At 54.4% G+C, this 16,760-nt stretch carries 21 protein-coding genes and 1 riboswitch; of the genes, 8 read left to right on the forward strand and 13 right to left on the reverse strand.

Going from position 1 to position 16,760, the window contains the following annotated elements:
• The first annotated feature begins 49 nt into the window (after positions 1-49).
• From ACR0J0_RS17720 to ACR0J0_RS17735, 4 genes are all read left to right on the forward strand, one after another.
• The gene (locus ACR0J0_RS17720; RefSeq protein ID WP_171676687.1) at positions 50-493 is read left to right on the forward strand and encodes a copper chaperone PCu(A)C; all 444 of its coding nucleotides are present in this window, start codon (positions 50-52) and stop codon (positions 491-493) included.
• Positions 493-1,119, forward strand: coding sequence for an SCO family protein (locus ACR0J0_RS17725; protein ID WP_171676685.1), 627 nt, complete (start codon positions 493-495; stop codon positions 1,117-1,119). The genes ACR0J0_RS17720 and ACR0J0_RS17725 overlap by 1 nt, the downstream gene beginning before the upstream one ends.
• The gene (locus ACR0J0_RS17730) at positions 1,116-2,483 is read left to right on the forward strand and encodes a M23 family metallopeptidase (protein ID WP_171676683.1); all 1,368 of its coding nucleotides are present in this window, start codon (positions 1,116-1,118) and stop codon (positions 2,481-2,483) included. The genes ACR0J0_RS17725 and ACR0J0_RS17730 overlap by 4 nt, the downstream gene beginning before the upstream one ends.
• 99 nt (positions 2,484-2,582) lie before the next feature.
• Entirely contained in the window at positions 2,583-2,747 is a 165-nt protein-coding gene (locus tag ACR0J0_RS17735; RefSeq protein ID WP_170481525.1) for a hypothetical protein, read from the forward strand.
• A gap of 52 nt (positions 2,748-2,799) precedes the next feature.
• On the opposite strand, the gene ACR0J0_RS17740 is transcribed toward ACR0J0_RS17735, so the two are convergent.
• Positions 2,800-5,133, reverse strand: a complete 2,334-nt coding sequence (locus ACR0J0_RS17740; RefSeq protein ID WP_171676681.1) for a heavy metal translocating P-type ATPase — start codon at positions 5,131-5,133, stop codon at positions 2,800-2,802.
• A 188-nt stretch (positions 5,134-5,321) separates the two neighbouring features.
• Here ACR0J0_RS17740 and ACR0J0_RS17745 point away from each other — a divergent pair, with 188 nt between their 5' ends.
• Entirely contained in the window at positions 5,322-5,594 is a 273-nt protein-coding gene (locus ACR0J0_RS17745) for a hypothetical protein (protein WP_171676679.1), read from the forward strand.
• 42 nt (positions 5,595-5,636) lie between these two features.
• Here the strand turns inward: ACR0J0_RS17745 and ACR0J0_RS17750 are convergent, their stop codons facing one another.
• From ACR0J0_RS17750 to ACR0J0_RS17765, 4 genes are all read right to left on the reverse strand, one after another.
• The gene (locus tag ACR0J0_RS17750; protein ID WP_171676677.1) at positions 5,637-6,299 is read right to left on the reverse strand and encodes a L,D-transpeptidase; all 663 of its coding nucleotides are present in this window, start codon (positions 6,297-6,299) and stop codon (positions 5,637-5,639) included.
• 614 nt (positions 6,300-6,913) lie between these two features.
• Positions 6,914-7,336, reverse strand: coding sequence for a c-type cytochrome (locus tag ACR0J0_RS17755; RefSeq protein WP_480665412.1), 423 nt, complete (start codon positions 7,334-7,336; stop codon positions 6,914-6,916).
• Between the two features lie 161 nt (positions 7,337-7,497).
• Complete coding sequence (locus ACR0J0_RS17760; protein ID WP_171676673.1) at positions 7,498-7,965, reverse strand: DUF411 domain-containing protein; 468 nt, start codon at positions 7,963-7,965, stop codon at positions 7,498-7,500.
• Positions 7,966-8,039: 74 nt separating this feature from the next.
• On the reverse strand, positions 8,040-8,669 hold the full coding sequence (locus tag ACR0J0_RS17765) for a cation efflux transmembrane domain-containing protein (RefSeq protein ID WP_171676671.1): 630 nt from the start codon (positions 8,667-8,669) through the stop codon (positions 8,040-8,042).
• 73 nt (positions 8,670-8,742) lie between these two features.
• On the opposite strand from ACR0J0_RS17765, the gene ACR0J0_RS17770 reads away from it, so the two are divergent.
• On the forward strand, positions 8,743-9,159 hold the full coding sequence (locus tag ACR0J0_RS17770; RefSeq protein WP_171676669.1) for a MerR family transcriptional regulator: 417 nt from the start codon (positions 8,743-8,745) through the stop codon (positions 9,157-9,159).
• A gap of 497 nt (positions 9,160-9,656) precedes the next feature.
• Here the strand turns inward: ACR0J0_RS17770 and ACR0J0_RS17775 are convergent, their stop codons facing one another.
• The 7 genes from ACR0J0_RS17775 to ACR0J0_RS17805 all read right to left on the reverse strand — a co-directional run bounded on the left by ACR0J0_RS17775 (position 9,657) and on the right by ACR0J0_RS17805 (position 15,204).
• Positions 9,657-10,265, reverse strand: a complete 609-nt coding sequence (locus tag ACR0J0_RS17775) for a transglutaminase-like cysteine peptidase (protein ID WP_480634869.1) — start codon at positions 10,263-10,265, stop codon at positions 9,657-9,659.
• A 203-nt stretch (positions 10,266-10,468) separates the two neighbouring features.
• The gene (locus ACR0J0_RS17780) at positions 10,469-10,972 is read right to left on the reverse strand and encodes a hypothetical protein (protein WP_171676556.1); all 504 of its coding nucleotides are present in this window, start codon (positions 10,970-10,972) and stop codon (positions 10,469-10,471) included.
• A gap of 66 nt (positions 10,973-11,038) precedes the next feature.
• Positions 11,039-11,737, reverse strand: a complete 699-nt coding sequence (locus ACR0J0_RS17785) for a CbtA family protein (protein ID WP_171676554.1) — start codon at positions 11,735-11,737, stop codon at positions 11,039-11,041.
• 4 nt (positions 11,738-11,741) lie between these two features.
• Positions 11,742-11,912: a CbtB domain-containing protein gene (locus ACR0J0_RS17790; protein WP_170481539.1), complete on the reverse strand. Its 171-nt coding sequence runs from the start codon at positions 11,910-11,912 to the stop codon at positions 11,742-11,744.
• A gap of 34 nt (positions 11,913-11,946) precedes the next feature.
• Positions 11,947-12,162: riboswitch (cobalamin riboswitch) on the reverse strand.
• Between the two features lie 181 nt (positions 12,163-12,343).
• Positions 12,344-12,679, reverse strand: a complete 336-nt coding sequence (locus ACR0J0_RS17795; protein WP_170481541.1) for a DUF1636 family protein — start codon at positions 12,677-12,679, stop codon at positions 12,344-12,346.
• 1,133 nt (positions 12,680-13,812) lie between these two features.
• Positions 13,813-14,436 carry a transglutaminase-like cysteine peptidase gene (locus tag ACR0J0_RS17800; protein ID WP_253762183.1) on the reverse strand — a complete coding sequence of 208 codons (624 nt, stop codon included), beginning with the start codon at positions 14,434-14,436 and terminating at the stop codon, positions 13,813-13,815.
• A 348-nt stretch (positions 14,437-14,784) separates the two neighbouring features.
• Positions 14,785-15,204, reverse strand: coding sequence for a MerR family transcriptional regulator (locus tag ACR0J0_RS17805; protein ID WP_170481544.1), 420 nt, complete (start codon positions 15,202-15,204; stop codon positions 14,785-14,787).
• Positions 15,205-15,349: 145 nt separating this feature from the next.
• On the opposite strand from ACR0J0_RS17805, the gene ACR0J0_RS17810 reads away from it, so the two are divergent.
• Positions 15,350-15,673, forward strand: coding sequence for a hypothetical protein (locus tag ACR0J0_RS17810; RefSeq protein WP_171676552.1), 324 nt, complete (start codon positions 15,350-15,352; stop codon positions 15,671-15,673).
• Between the two features lie 4 nt (positions 15,674-15,677).
• A complete protein-coding gene (locus tag ACR0J0_RS17815) occupies positions 15,678-15,896 on the forward strand; it encodes a GDCCVxC domain-containing (seleno)protein (RefSeq protein ID WP_247748072.1) in 219 nt (72 codons plus the stop codon).
• A 211-nt stretch (positions 15,897-16,107) separates the two neighbouring features.
• Here ACR0J0_RS17815 and ACR0J0_RS17820 read toward each other — a convergent pair whose 3' ends face one another.
• Positions 16,108-16,584: a DUF411 domain-containing protein gene (locus ACR0J0_RS17820; protein ID WP_171676550.1), complete on the reverse strand. Its 477-nt coding sequence runs from the start codon at positions 16,582-16,584 to the stop codon at positions 16,108-16,110.
• Between the last annotated feature and the right edge of the window lie 176 nt (positions 16,585-16,760).

Below are 16,760 nucleotides of genomic sequence, written 5' to 3' on the forward strand. Positions count from 1 at the left end.
AGCGAGAGGTACTATGAGACTCACTGCAAAAAATACATTTCCAGCAGGAATGCTAAGTGCATTCGGTCTGACGGCCATTCTATCGGCACCGGTACTGGCAGGGGTCGATGATGTTGTCGTTGAAGATGCCTGGTCGCGCGCTTCTATTGGTACCAACCGACCTGGCGTCGCTTACATGACGATCCGCAACACCGGCAACGAGGCCGTAACGCTGACGTCTATCCGCACCGATCTTGCGATGATGCCCGAGATCCATCAGACATCGACCAATGCAGAGGGCGTCAGTTCCATGGCACCAGCTGGCGAGCTGGAAATTGCGCCGGGCGGTTCCGTAGCGCTTGAGCCGGGCGGGCTCCACGCAATGCTCATGCGGCTGCAACGCCCTATGACCGAAGGCGAGAGCTTTACGCTGACTCTTATCTTTGCCGATGGCGCAGAAAAGACTGTCAACGTGCCGATATTTGGCATTGCTGCGCGAGGCCCTGGGAACTGATGCAGCGGCGACGCGTTCTCAAATTCGGGGCTGCTGGACTTGGTGTAATCGGCCTGACACTCTTTGCTGGATGGTGGCAAGTGGATGGGCCGGGAGCGGCTCAATCTGATCGCCTTCGTCCCCTTGCGTTGTCGGGCATGAGTTTTCGCATGGTCGATCACGAAGGGACTACCGTCACCCCGCAATCGCTGGTCGGACGTGCAACAATGGTGTTCTTCGGCTTTACCTACTGTCCGGATGTTTGCCCGACGACACTCTCAGATATTTCCCTCTGGCTGGATGATCTGGGCAATGACGCGGATGAGGTGAACGTCGTGTTCATAACTGTAGACCCTGAAAGAGACACCGTTGAAGCCATGGCCGATTATGTCAGCTACTTTCATCCGGCAATTCGCGGATGGGTCGGCGTTTCGGACCAAATCGCTCAGGCCGCGGACGATTTTCGCGCCACTTATGAAAAAGTTCCAATGGAAGATGGCGACTACACAATGAACCACACTGCAAGTGTATTTCTGTTTAGCCCCACAGGCGAATTTGTCAGCACCATCGACTATCATGAGCAGAAAGAATTCGCTGTACCCAAGATCCGCCGCGCTTTGAAAAGTGGAGCGGATACAACATCATGAACGCACGATTTCTAGCAACCTCGGCGATCGCGATCAGCAGCGTCTCGATTGCTTCGATCATGTTCATTGCCTCGAACAGGTCTGAAATGACGGCGCCTGCGCCCACGGTCTTTCAGGTGCCCAAACTTCCTGCGGAACCGCAGATCACATCGGCTCCGTTGCTGAACGTACCATCGGCAGAACTCGCTCCAAGCCCCGTATCGATTCGACCTGCTCAGCCGGAACCCATTCAGGCAGAGGAACCTTTGCCACCTGTTGAACCACCTTCACGAACATGGACGCGCGAGCTTGCAGTGGGTGACACACTCGACAGTATGCTGTCTGACGCGGGGATCGACGCAACCGATCGCGCCGAAATCGCACTTGCACTTGGCGCTGAATACGACTTGCGGCGCTTGCGGCCGGGTCACTCGATAACAGTCGTTGCAACGGCAGCGGATCAACTGCGGAGTGTGGAGCTCGCCGTGGACGATGGCGTGAGAATTGAAGTGACACTTAGCGAGACGTTGTCCACGCGCGTGGTCTCACCGGAACCCGACACTGTCATTCTGGCCCGCAAAACAGAGATCGAAACTTCGATCTCAAATGCTCTGAGCAGCGCAAAGATCCCGGTTCGTTTTGCGGTGGATCTCGCTCAAATGCTGAGCGGCACAGTGGATTTTCGACGCGATCTGACCGGTGGCGAAACGCTTCGGCTTCTCTGGCGTGAAAAGAGCATTGATGGCGAGAAGGTAGGCCAGTCCGAGCTCATTTTTGCGGCGCTGGAAGTTGATGATCGGCTTTACGAAATAGCATGGCCAGACGACGACAACGGTCGCGCCACGATCTATGTTGATGGTGAACTTCTTCGTGTCTTTGCCCAACCCGTCGAAGGCGCGCGCCTGAGTTCAGTCTTTGGTCGGCGAAAACACCCGGTCTACGGCAATGTGCGGATGCATACAGGTGTCGATTTTGCTGCTGCACGCGGCACGCCGGTACATGCGACAGCTCCGGGCCGGGTATCCTATGTTGGTTGGCGCGGGGGGTATGGGCGTGTGGTGGAAATCGCTCATGGATCGGACACGGTCACGCGATATACGCATCTTAGCGCAACCGCCGAAGGTCTATCCAAAGGTCAGCGCGTGGAGGCTGGCGAGATGGTTGGCCGTGTCGGGTCGAGCGGCACTGCGACCGGCCCCAATCTTCATTATGAAGTATTGGTTGACGGGCGCCCAACGGACCCGCTTTCTGACGATCGACTTGCTGCCGCTGCGAACAACGAGGTTGAAAGCGAAGCAGCGCGAAAACGCTTAAGAAATGCTCGGGCACAGCTTGAGGAACAGCTGGGCAATCCCGTCGCAAAAAAACGCGAATCTAGTTCGTGAGAGTTTCTTAAAACGGCTTCAGGAGCGCGGCTATCAGTTTGCAGGTATGCGCGCCTGAAGCGGACTGCACTCCAGAAGAACCAAATCAGAGGATGTAAAATGATGGCAATCGCGGGGGCCTTGGTTGGCGCCGTTTGGGGTGGGGTCCTGGCAAAGCGCCGGAATGGCAACAGCCTTGATATTCTTCAATACGCTACAGGATATGCCATCGCTTTTGGCCTGGTGGCGTTTTTTCTTTCGATCGCAGTTGTGCGCCTGATGTAACGCGCCAGTAAGCGAGGCGAAAGCCGGACACCTTGAAGTCCGGCTTCCACTCTTATGTGGTCGCAGCGCCTATTCCCTGCGAGCCAAGGGTATTTGCCGCAGTCTGGGCGGTGTGATCTTCCGGAGCTTTCAGAAGCCGTAAGGCATTGGCCACGACCAGCAAGGACACTCCGACATCCGCGGCGATTGCCCCCCACATGGACGCCAAACCAAAACCCGTCAGAGTGACAAACAATGCTTTGGTCGCAAGTGAGAAGCCGATGTTCTGACGGATGATCGACATGGTTCGACGTGAATGGTCGATCAGCCAGGGTACTTTAGCGATGTCATCAGTCATCAGAGCAATGTCTGCGGTCTCAATCGCAGCATCAGACCCAACTGCACCCATCGCAACTGCATAATGTGCCCGAGCCATCGCAGGCGCGTCGTTGACGCCATCGCCGATCATCGCAACCATCTCGTGCTGTTCTGCCAGTTCCTCAATCGCAGCGACCTTGTCTTCCGGTAGAAGCTGAGCCCGGACTTCGTCGATACCGACTTCGGCTGCCACCGCTCTCGCGGTTTGTTCGTTGTCACCTGTCAGCATGATGATCGACTTCACGCCCTGCGCGTGGAGCCGGGCCACAATGTTTCGGGCTTCGGGGCGAATGCGGTCCCGCAGCTCAAGCAAGCCGGTGACTCCGTTCTCATCCCCGACAACCACAAGTGTGCTTCCCGCGCTCTCAATTTGGTTGCGCAATTCGGCAGGGATGGACGCGCCAAAGCCCTTCTCTTCAGCGAAGCGGTCGGAGCCAAGCCAGATACCTCCGCGCTCGGTGCGGCCGTCCAGACCACGACCGGGAACGGTCTGGATGTCTGCAGCCGCCGATATCGAAATGTCGGTCTGTTCTGCCCTGGTCAAAATGGCGCGGGCCAGCGGGTGTGAAGATCGAACCTCAAGGCTGGCAGCGCTTGCCAACAGCTCCTGCTCGGATGCGTCGCCCAGCGGATACACATTGGCCACTTCGGGCTCGCCCATGGTGATCGTGCCGGTCTTGTCCATGGCCAGTGCGGAGGTACGCCCGGGGGCTTCGATATATGCACCGCCCTTAATCAGAACCCCGGCCCGGGCCGAAGCGGTCAAAGCCGCAACGATTGAAACCGGCGTCGAAATGACGAGTGCACAGGGGCAGGCGATAACCAGAAGAACAAGTGCATTGTAAAACCAGAAGCCCCACGATGCGCCAAATGCAAGCGGCGGGATCAGGGCGATAGCCACTGCGACGACCATAACGATGGGCGTATAGATTCGCGCAAATTTCGTAACCCACTGCTCAACCGGCGCACGGCGAGCATGAGCATCACCGACCATCCGGATGATCTTGGCAAGCACGGTATCGGACGCTGTTTTCGTTGCACGTATTTTGAGGGTGCCTTCACCATTGATTGTGCCGGCATAGACCTCATCACCCAGCTCTTTGGGAATCAGCGCGCTTTCACCTGTGATTGGAGCCTGGTCAACGGCACCCGCCCCTTCGATGACTTCGCCGTCAAGTGGAATGCGATCCCCACCCCGAACGATGAAGCTGTCGCCGACAAAGACATCCGCCGCCGGGACCGTTGCCTCTGAGCCGTCAGCACGAACCAGCCGAACCGTCGGGGGGGCCAGATCAAGCAGCGCGGATACCGCGTTCCGAGCACGTCCGACACTCCAGCTTTCCAGATAAAGAGAGAGCGAAAAGAAAAAAGCCACAGTTGCCGCTTCAAAAAACTCACCCAGAGCGATGGCACCAGCGACGGCAACAACCATCAGAAGGTTCATATCCGGCGAAAGTCGATGCGCCGAAGACCAGGCCTTGGGGGCCACCAGCCAGACGCCAAACAAGATCGCGACTGCGAACAAAGAGGCCTCGGCTAAAGGCATCGGAACCTCACCATGTCCCGAAAACAGCCCGAGCGCACCGCCCATGCCTGTTTCGAAAATGTGCCAACCAAAACCTGCCGCCCAAAACCCTCCGCTGAGTGCGGTGAACCGCCGCTGCCGCGCAATATGCGTCGCCTGATCCTGGGCGGCATTTCCGTCATCCCAAGGTTTGGCGGTCATACCGGTGCTGGCAACCAGCAGCATGACATCTTCGTCAGATATCTTGGCAGAACTTTCAAGAAGCGTCATTCGACCGTTGATGACATCAAAAGCGAGATGCTCTTCACCACCAACTTTCGGGCCGATAACCCGGTTCAGGATCGCAACCTCTTCGGCGCAATCTAGGCCAGAGACCTGAAAGCTTCTGCCACCTTCGGGAATCGGACCGGAGGGCGCGATGTCACCACACCCGCTACTGCCGCACGCGTTGTGACCTTGTATATTTTCGTGGCCATGGTCGTGGTTGTGGGTATCGGATGACATAGTTAGACCTCAAGAATCTCTGCGGTCCTTTGCAAATAGTTCCTACAGCAACTAGAGCTTCAATACCTTTTTCAATCTTTTTCAATCCGGTTCGTTGCCCGCGATATTGATGCTTCATTCCTTCTTGCGGGCTGGCCGTGTGGGTGCAACCTAGTTGCAGAAGACGTAAAAAAATTTGGAACAGGTCAATGCTGAAACGGATCGCAATTACCATCACGTTAGTCTCGATTACTGCCGGTTGCTCAGCCCAATTCACAGAGGGCAAGAGTAAAGCACTCGAACCAGGCAATCTGCCAGATTCGGTCGTTGCGCTGGCAGGGCCGGGGCAGGATCTGGCTACGGCACGCCTTTTACCAGATGACAATTGCTTCTGGTATGAGCACAGCGGACCTGTCGAGACGACATTGGTACCACTGCGCGCGACGAATGGCGCTCCGATCTGCGCTGCGCGCGACGCCTGATCAAAAAAGAGAGCAGCGAAGTCCGTATACGCTGCCCAATATTTAAGAGCGGGCTTTGACGCTATCTTCGGCCGAGTATAGAAAAGCGGTCGAGCCGATTTTTACATTTGGGTAGAGATCATTGATATGAGCCATGATCATTCTCACACATCCAGAACTTGCGCGACCACCGATGCTTCTGGGCTGAGGTGTGCCGTGAATTCTGAGATATGTATCTCGACCCCCAACGTATAGGTAGAGAGCTCGAGAGCCGAGAGCATTACTTGGCCCGGGTTCCATGCCATCCCGGAATTCCGCGTATTCGGGGTTGCGCTCGATCATTGAAGCCGTTGGCGTCCAATGTGGCCACTCGACCTTGCGCCGGATAGCATAGGTACCGGGCTCGTAAAGATTCCCACGCGCGATCGCTACGCCATAGCGCATTGCTGTCCCGCCTTCCTCGATATGGTAAAGATAGCGCGCGACGGCATCGACATGGATGTCACCAGGAACCAAACCATCATTTGCTACGACACGTCGTGGTAAAAAACGGTCATGAACGCCCCATGGATTTGAGGTCGCTGGATCGTAATCAAATGGCGTGACCTGGCTGTCCCAATAGGTCTTTTGCGACGAGGTTGGCCATGTTTTGGCGATCAATGGACTGGCCGCAGACGCCGAGAACAGTGCTGTGGTTGATTGAATGAAATGGCGCCGTGTCAGCATAAGTCTCGTCCTGGTTCACAAGTGTAATGTGGTTGCATCGCCTTTTTGCGATCAAATTCGAGTCTTAAAGCCTCTAGCAGCTAGAGCTTCAAGAGGTTTTAGGCAACACTTGGTTTATCCAGTCGATCATGTTGCCGGTTGCGCAACCACTGCTTTGATCGAGTTTGCTTTGGATTTGGTAATAAATACAACTGCAAGAACCGAAATTTCTATTGTAGCCGCTACATAGCCCAATTGGCCCTAAGCTGCGTATTTGGGCGTTATGAGGAACACGACGTGAACACGCAGCTATGATGTGTAACTTTTGAGTCTGCGAGGCTTGAAGACTGTCACATTAGGGAGAAATCGACCCATTTGAGACAGCATAATTCGTCACATTCGCATGTCTCCTACGGGTCTACCTTTTTGTGACGCGATACTGACAGCCGCCGTTCGCTCATGGCGCGGCGGATTAAACGATAGAGCCCTAACCTGCTCGTGCTGCGACGTACATAAATGTCTGCTTCCGTGAAACTTACTAGAATGGCGCATTGTCAGCTTTATGCCTGCTGAGAATTGTCGTCATTGTATCGACAGCAAAAACACTCATCAAAAACCAACAGATTGACGACAGATCAAGGGAACCCCGCACGCATATAAACGATGATCTTCCAAATGTCTTCTTCGCTCAGCGCTTCCTTGAAGGCTGGCATGTCTGTTCCGAAGCGTTCGCCGCCCTCGGAAATTGCCCAAAGAAGGTACTCGTCCCCCGACATCGGCATCTGAACGAACCACCGTAGGAGAGCGGGAGAGGGCACGAGCGAACGTCCGGCTTCACCATCGCCCAAGCCCTCAGCTCCATGACAGCTTGCGCAGTTTTCCGTGTATAGCGTCTTGCCCTCCGAAACATTCTCGGGCGTTGCACGAATGGTGCTCCGAGCCCCGCGGTAGGCTGCGGGCACGTCCTCGTTCATATACGTCCAATGTCGTTGCATGCGCTGCTGCTGGCCAGGCCCCATATTGCCGTGCCCCCAACCACGCATGTGCTCAGACCTCATGTGGTTAGATCCCATTGGCCCGTGACCCCACCAATCTCCTCGTTGTTGTTGTGCGCAACCCACTGTAGCAATGGTGATAGACAGAACGCTCAAGGCAAGAGTGCGTAATCCAAGCTTCGTCATCTTCTCCTCCTTACTGTTTCCGCTCGATGAACGTCGCCTCAGGCCGCTTCGTAACTCTTGAACACCTCGGTGCTACCGTCCTTGAGGATCAAAAACACGTCGTAGGCCTCACGACGATCTTCCGGCCCCATCCCAGGGGAACCGTAGGGCATGTCAGGAACAGCAAGTCCAACAGCATTGGGTTGCTCCTCCAGCAGACGACGAATGTCGGCAACAGGCACATGCCCCTCGATCATATAGCCATCGATCTCGCCTGTGTGGCAGGACATCATTTCTTCGGGAATGCCGTTGTCCAATTTGTGGCGGACAAGCTGTGTTCCAAAGCTGCGCTCCTCGGTAACGCGAAAGCCTTCCTGCCGTAGGATGTCGATCCAAACCTGGCAACAGCCGCAGTTCGGATCCTTGAGAACATGGATGGAAGGCGTGTCTTGCGCAAACACGGCAAATGGTACTGTGCTGGCAAAGCCAGCGGCGTAAGTCAGTACTTGGCGGCGTTTCAGGTCCATAGTGAGAGCCCTTTGTATTTCCAACTCAATTGAGTCAATTTCGCATCATTCGAGATCAAAGGTCATGATCCACGTCAAACATGCTGATGTTCGCCAACTTCCCGGCGCTCGGCGAGCGCTTGGCGCACGATCTGGAAAGCAGAGGAAAGAAACAACGTTGCCATGACCGCCGCAACAATCAGGTCAGGCCAACCGCTAGCTGTGCCCCAGACGCCTAAAGCTGCAAACATAACGGCCACATTGCCAATGGCGTCATTACGCGAACATAGCCAGACAGAGCGCACATTTGCATCGCCGTCCTTGTAACGGACGAGCAAGAGAACACTTGCGAGATTGGTCATAAGAGCGAAAAAGCCAACGATGCCCATGATCTCGGCCTCCGGCACTCCGACATAGAACACCCGGTACACGGTCGATCCAAACACCCAAAGACCCATCAGCAGCAAGCTCACCCCTTTGGCCAGAGCGGCATTGGTGCGTGCACGGATTGAAGCCCCGATCACTGCCAGCGAGATACCGTAGGTCAAAGCATCCCCAAGGAAGTCTAGAGCGTCGGCCTGAAGTGCCTGAGACTTTGCATAGTGACCAGCAGTCATCTCGACGACGAACATCGCCGCGTTCAGAGCAATGACAATCCACAGCCGCCTTTTGTAGTCGTCTGATACCCCGTCGAATTTGGCGTTGTGTGCGCAACATCCTGACATTGGGAAGCCTTTTTGTATCTGTCGTAACCATAGTGTAGTGTCTCTAGTTACTAGAGGTTCAAGAGGTATTTTCATGTTTTCTATCGGGGAGCTTTCCAAGCGCACGAAGGTCAAAGTTCCGACTATCCGCTACTATGAGGAGATGGGCCTACTTGCCGCACCAGAACGCACCGAAGGCGCCCAACGGCGCTACGATATGGCAGGGCTGGAGCGTGTAAGTTTCATCAAACATGCGCGCGATCTTGGTTTCTCAATTGAAGCGATCTCCGAATTGATTGTGCTTCAAGGCCACCCGGATTGTTCATGCCAAGCCGCGACGGACATCGCCGTCTCACAACTTTCCGAAGTAAGAGCAAAGATCAAACGACTACGGGCACTTGAAAAAGAGCTAATTCGGATTTCGAAGGGCTGTGATAACGAGGGGGGGTCAGAGAACTGCTATGTACTCGCGTCTCTTGCCGATCATAAACTGTGTCACCACGATCACTAAACTATGAGCGGACATTGCTTTAGTCGCTGCGAAAGACTGTTTTGTCCGCTCTGCGTAAGCTCATGCGTGGTGCCGCGAATGACCAAAGTTACACATCTTATTCTCTTGTTCCACCTGACGCTCAAATACGCAGCTTCGGGCCAATTGGGCTTACATGTTTTCGATTTCCGGCGATGCAAGCCAAAGGAATAAGACGGGGAATCGGCGCGGTGAGCTCAATGGTGCCAATTCCGTAAATGACCCATTTCCGTGAGCGTTCAGTCGCGAGTCAGGAGATCTACCGTTAGGCGCCGGGTGAGGCTTTGGGAGAAAGAAAGTGCATATCGAACCGGGCATCGTGAACGGCGCCAAAATCGCGCTTTCCAGTGTTGCCGCCGCAGGCCGGTTACTTACACGGTGAAAGTCTGATCGAAAGAAAAAGCGGAGACCTCAACTGAACGCCGCAAAGAACCAGAAGTTAAAGGGCCAGTGCTTATTGTGGCGCGCCACATTTACTTTTAGCCGTTAGCAATCTGCACCCAACGGTCAGGGTGAATCGGGTCCTGTATTCGAAGGAATAGATACTTTGTTTCCTTCCACGTTTTGATCCTGTTGGTAACATTGTCCAGAACCAAATCGCCTTCACTCGAGCGATAGACTAGAACAGCATGGCCACTGCGATTGGTGTCCAAGACAGTTGCAATTAGTAGCTTCGTAGGATCCAAACCGTTCTGCACAAGTTCAAACTTCTTTTGCAAAGCGAAGTCTTCGCAATCTCCTGATCCATGTGTCGGCAGGGTCCAGTACTCCTTTGTACCATATTGGCTTTGATCCGAAACGGCGCGAATCCTCCGATTGACGCGCATGTTGATCGTTTTAACGATCTGCTTTTCCTGCGCCTCGGACAGTCCAGAACTACGAGTTTTCGCGCACGCCCAAGAGTAATCATTGCATAGTGATTTGGCCCCCGACGGCGCTTCAATCTTTCTATCAAGATCGATGAAGGGAAGCTCAGAGGCTTGCAATGTAGCGGTAGAGACAAAGTAACTGCATATGAAACCGGCTATCGATAGATAAACCGGTATCTTTTCCGAAAACCGTTCCTGAGCTAAAGTGGGTTTTGTCATATCTGCCTTCCCCATGCTCAGTTTTCCAGTGCATCCGCAACTGCCGGACCAAGAGTACTCTATCGCAAGCCTTCATGTTCTGCGGTGCTTTGCAACAGCTTGTCTGTTCTTGGATACAGAGCGGCAAAAACCCGCACGCACGCTGTACTTGCCGCTTTGACCTGCTGAACCCACGTAGTTGTCTTCTCAGCCAGGAATGTCACTCAGGAGTCATCGCCGTCAGGCTGGACGGTCACTTTGGCCTCTACGGGCACACCCTCAACCATCAGAGGGCTGTGGCTGTTGCCATTGAGAGAAACTTTTACCTCAACATTGCCATCGGGGAGCGACGGAAGGTGTAACCAATTGGCATAAAGGCGGCCCAGCTTTTCGCCGTTGATATAAACATGCGCGTGACCTTCGCCTGGAACGTCAGCCGAGGAAGCATTTTCCGGAGCAAAGCGAAAGTTCTGCGGTGTCACACGCAGATTCCAGCCCGCCATAGGATCCTTAATCATCTGGATCGCCACACTGGGGGCGTCGCTGTCGGCAGGTAGATTAGTGGCCGCGGAGTGGTCGTGCGCTGCCATCTCCATGTTGCCGCCATGTTGGGCCGGGTCAGTATGATCATGGCTCTCAAAGGTGCTACCGCTGCTGGCGGCAATCACAAAGCCAGCACCGCCGCCAAAGACAAGTCCGATGGCAAAGAGAGCGAGAGAACGGGACATCTTGTCATCCTCAATAAAGAAAGCCCCCGCCGGTGTAACCAGCGGGGTAGCAATGGAGGAGCGCGATCAGACTGCAGCGCCTGCGCGCTTGCCTTCTGTCTGCCAGAAGTAGCCGGTGAAACTGCCCAAGAGTGCCCAGGCGGCCATGCCGATGCCGAAGGCCCGGGCAGCAAAAAGCGCCCCGATCTCGGTCGGAACCGGCCCAGAGAAACTGTCGGGCTCAGGGGCCCCGATAATATGCGGTACCATTAGCAGCACGGCCGCAATCAGGTAGCTTACCAGGTTACCTCCAAAGGCAATCAGCCACATGGCCACGCCGGCTGCGGCAACGGTGACCGTCCACCAGATCTGACGCTCTCCGACATCTGCTGCCGCCACTCCGGGAACTTCTGGAGCCAGCGACAAGCCAGGAGCAAAGTGGAAGGCGACAAAGCCCGCAAGACCCCAAAGCAGGCCGGTGCGGCCGTTGATTTCATGCCCCTGACGTTCGGCTACCGACATCAAAGCCGCCAGGACTAGCGCATAACCAGTGTACGTAAGCGTGGTGAAGATAATGCTGAGACCATCGCGCATCGGCTCGGCGAACATGCCGGGCAGGTCGGGATGCGCAGTTACCGGATCAGCGCCAAAATGTACCAGGTCGCCGCCTTCATAGAGCTCGGCGTGAAGTAGCACGGGCTGCACGAAATACAACTGCAGAAGGGCGGCAATCAGCCCCGCTGCAGCACCAGCGAACAAGCCGCTGGTCAGAATACGACTGAACATTGTCTTAGTGGCAGGGGAAGCCAGTTGCGTGGCGCACATCATGAGCCGCGTCATGCAGGCCAGAAGCCTGAACATGGCCAGTCACGGTAATGATCCCCAGACCCAGAACCACGGCGAATACTGCAGGCAGAAAGGATGCGCCAGCGGCGGATGCCTTGATCGTTTTTGTCGTCATTTTAATCCTCCTCACCGTCACACCCGACGGCATAAGTTGTGTCCATTCTACGGCCGGTCTCCTGACTCGCAGGTCACAGCAGACTTCCCCCTTCCCGGCGCCATTACGCCAGTGGTATTGGAAGGCCGCTCGCCGCTCACAGTCGCGGGGGCGGTCAAGGCTTCAGTGCAGTAGTTTAATGCACCGTCCTCATTCCCGTTTCAGTCCCAGTGCGTAAGCACCTTTGGACACCGTAGAAGCCTTTATTCTTCCATAGTGCTGCGTTCCGTCAAGTACGAAAGCGACATCATAGCATTCTGCAGCGGTTAATCTTAAGTAATGGCAGGATTGGTTTAGATTTTAGCCGCTAAGTGCAGAAGGCTAAGTCGAAAAACACAAACTGTAAGCTGAAAACTCCACACCGGAGTTTTGGCCGGCAAGTTGCATGTGGGCTATCTTTTTTGTGCCGGTATACGTGCAATCGCCTTGAAACGTAGCTTACCTAGCTTCCTGGCGTCAGCGAAGTCGCCGTCAGTACTGTCCTCATACATCCGCATGAAAATCATTATGTCCGGAAGATCGACTGCAGTAATCTCTCCGAACAGATAGGCGGTCTTGCCGCTTTGTCGCACCGCCAACGTCTGTGGTCGGCGACAACCGGACATGCAATCTACTTGCTGCAACTCGGCTTGCACCCCCGATGCCTCCAGCGTTGCGGCTAGCTGATTATAAAGGGTGGAATCCGCGTCGCGGCAGGTTCTGCAAAGCGTGAGGGTAGGCAGGCACATGCGTCAGGCTGATCCTTGATCGAGAACTTCCATCTGAGATTTCATATTTGCTGGTCGGTTGTTAGCTCGGTTTCAATACCTGTTTTGACTCTAAATCTGGAAAAGAGTCTATACTCGAGCAACAAGCACACATTAGCCCTAGCCCTCTAAAACTATGCAAATACACCGAGTGCGAGACGGGGATTTGGCAGAGCGAAGAAGCAACCATCAGACGAAGAGATTTCCAAGTTTCTATGTGAGATTGAGCTGAAGCAGGTGGTAGGCGATGAAGTGGAACAGCTCACGCGAAACATCTTTGTTCTTCAATAATCTGAAACAGCATTGCCTCCGGGATCGGCTCGCCATTACACGCCTATTTTCAGGTCCGCGCGCACCGCGCCTCCCAAGGTGAATTCTGGGACGCGACAGGTTCTTGTAGCGCGTAACTAGGTTCGTTCTATCGTCATTTACAGTCCAGATCCGGGACATATAGCGGGGTTCGTGCTTGATCGTTACCACGACCGATCATGGGACTGAATGCGTCGCGCCAACTGACGACATTCAAAAGAAAGTTCGCTGATGCGAAACGCCTAGGCATCAAAAACTTTTCTGTCTGCGTCACCAGAACTGAGGATCGCCCAAGCTGCCATCGGTGCTCGCCGCAACCCGCTGTGACGGGTGTTGTGATAACGGCATATCTCCGGGTGCAGCCAGTCTTCGAACTCCTCCAATGTCATCGACGCAGTGCCGGAGCCGTCGCATTTCCCCTTATCCTTGGGGGATGATTGCGTTCTTCCCTAAAGTAGATGAACGGCCTCCATGGTCGTCCTAATCAGGCGTTCGATATCGTCGCCGTAATGCGCTCGACCCAGTGGCCTTTACTTGACGGAGATACCCCAATCTGAGCAGGTCAAATGGAAGGTTTCGCTGCGGAAACGCGCCCATTGTCTACGTGTATGGCTTGCGGAATCCCAGCGGTGGGCCAATACAACACCTCGGAGATATCTGGCGCGCGGATCGAATTCGTTCACACGCAATGGTGCAAACACAAGCAGATGGACGAGTCGGACGGAGCAACGAAACTCAAATATGCGCCCAGAACAATGCAGGTCGTGACATCAATTGCGAGAGGCAACCAATGTTTACCCAACGGTTTAGCCGCTAGAAACCTGCACCCAACGGTCAGGGTGTAGTGGGTCCTGTATTCTTAGGAAAAGATACCTCGTTTCCTTCCACGTTTTGATCCTGTTGGTAACATTGTCCAGAACCAAATCGCCTTCACTCGAGCGATAGACTAGAACAGCATGGCCATTGCGATTGGTGTCCAAGACAGTCGCAATTAGTAGCTTCGTAGGATCCAAACCATTCTGCACAAGTTCAAACTTCTTTTGCAAAGCGAAGTCTTCGCAATCTCCTGACCCTTGCGTCGGCAGTGTCCAGTATTCCTTTGTCCCATATTGGCTTTGATCCGAAACGGCACGGATTCTCCGATTGACGCGCGTGTTGATCGTTTTAACGATCTGATTTTCTTGTGCCACGGACAGACCAGAACTACGAGCGCTCGCGCACGCCCACGAGTAGTCTTTGCATAGTGATTTGGCACCCGACGGCGCTCGCATTTCTCTATCTAGTTTGATCAAGGGAAGCTCAGAGGCTTGCGATGTAGCGGCAGACACAAAAAAGCTGCATATAAAACAGATCATTGGGAGATAACCCAGCAGGTTTTTCGATAACATTCCCTGAACTAAAGTGGGATTTGTCATATCTGCCTTCTCCATGCTCGTTCCTCTGAGGTATCCAAACTTCCCGGGCCAATGTATTTCATTCCAAGCCTTCATGTGCTTTGAGGCATTGCAACAACTTCTTAGCCTCTAGGGGTAAAGCGGCAAAAATTTGCAGATTCTTTGGTATTTCTTCCTTAGTTGACAGCATCAGAGCATCCACGCCATCACCAGTCCGGCATAGCTAACAGAGCGACTTAGAGGGTAAGCTGATCGCAATTCTCTCATTCAACAAATATACAACAGAGATCGGCCGTCATCGTTTAAGGTTACGAAATACTGGGACAATGAAGCCGCTCCTCCACAAACTGGGATAGGCAGTTTCGGTTTTTCCGGGCGCTGCAATTAATGGCCGCTAATGACATCTTTGACGACAGGCTCGTTGAGCAACGCCGTTAGCAGGGGGCATGCTGCTTCTCCTTCAGCACAGGTCTGCACAAGTTCTACCAATGCTTGCTCCAGCCGTTGGAGAGCGGCGATTTTTGACCTAACGTTGTCGAGGTGTCTTGTTGCGACGCCTTCGGCGTCACGACAGGCTTGCTCCGGCGCTTTGGACAATTCGCGAAGTGCACATGCATCCTGAATAGTAAAGCCAAGATCGCGGCAGCGTTTGATGAATCTGAGCTCGGATATTTCCCGTTCCGTGTAAGCGCGGCGCCCCGAGGCGGTTCGACCGGCTTTCTCGACTATGCCTTCCCGTTCGTAGTAGCGGATCGTCTCGATCGACAGGCCGGTCAATCTCGCCACTTCGCCAATCGCAATCATGTGATGACCTTTCCCTTGAACCTGTAGCCACTACAGGATGCATATTGTCGGTCATGATGTCGAATTTCGCAAACCGCACGAAGCAAAAATCGAGGAAGCCGAACCGGCTTCCGCCCAAGATCGTCAAAGTCGGAGAAAGCTGACTATGAGCAAATTTGTAGGGGCGAGTTTTCTTAGATCGTTTACCGCATTTGGCGTTGCGACCTGCTGCATCTTGCCGATGGCCTTGATTTTACTTGGCTTGGGAGGGAGCTGGCTGGCCGTATTTGGCAAGATCGCCGCCGCGAGTTATTGCGTGCTCGGCGGTTCGACGGCCCTGCTGCTTCTCTCTGGCATCGTCGCGTACCGCCATGGTTCACTCGACCGCCTCAAATGGTGGCTGACAGGCAGTTTTGCGTTGACGACTATCGCTTGGGTTATCGTACTCAACGAAATCCGAATAAATGATTTCCTGATAACCTTAATGTGACGCCATGAGTGAAGAACGCCCGAACCTTGTCAGCACGATCATCTGCCCGGAATGTGGACATTCAAGACCTGAAACGATGCCAACAGATGCGTGCCAGTGGTTCTACGAATGCACATCTTGCGGAAAAGTCCTGAAGCCACTTCCCGGCGATTGCTGCGTCTACTGTTCCTACGGATCGGCCCCATGCCCGCCAATTCAGGCGGGCGACAAATGCTGCGGTTGATACGGCGACCGTGATGTCGGTTTTGTCCGCAAAGCCGGTCATCAGGCTTTGCGGACGCAGGTATTTTTTCACCGTAGGCTGGAACTTGCCCGATAGGACAAGGCAGGCGCGAAGTCGCGGATCAACTGGTTTGCCGTGAAGAATGTCACGTAAACCGGGCAGAAGAAGCGAGGGCCGTGTTTTTCAGGATCTCGCCAGCGCTACCGGCACTTCATGCCGCCGGGTAGCTGGCGAACACCTCTGTGGTTCCATCCTTGCGGATCAGGAAGACGTCAAAAGCTTCGCGTTCGCTTTCCGGTCCCATGCCAGGTGAGCCGAAAGGCATTCCCGGAACCGACAGTCCGACACCATCCGGGCGTTCGCCCAGCAGGCGCCGAATGTCAGCGGGTGGGACGTGTCCTTCGATCATGTAGCCTTCCACGCGGCCCGTGTGGCATGACATCATGCCCTCCGGAATCCCATTGGCGGTTTTGTAAGCGTTCAAGGCCTCCCAAGCACTGTTTTCCACGCCTACTTCAAAACCTTCCGCCCGCATGATTTTGATCCACGATCCGCAGCACCCACAATTCGGATCCTTCAGGACATGGATTGAGGGGCTTGTTTTCGCGAAGACGGGAAGCGCCGCGCTCCCCACAAGGGCCGCGGCTCCTTGCATCAAGCGGCGGCGGCTCAGGTTATTCATTGTCATGTTCCCTCCTGGGAAAGCTTGTCTTAAGCCGATGTAAAAAACGCACCGGTAGGATTTAATGCGGACCGCAGATACGGGACCGCCATATTCGTCACCCTCGGATACTCATCAGATATGGCTTTCTGGGCGACGCAGGGATTTCTCACAATGATCTGGCGCAAACTCAACTCGGAAAC

It is taken from the genome of Ruegeria sp. BF12, assembly GCF_056538705.1.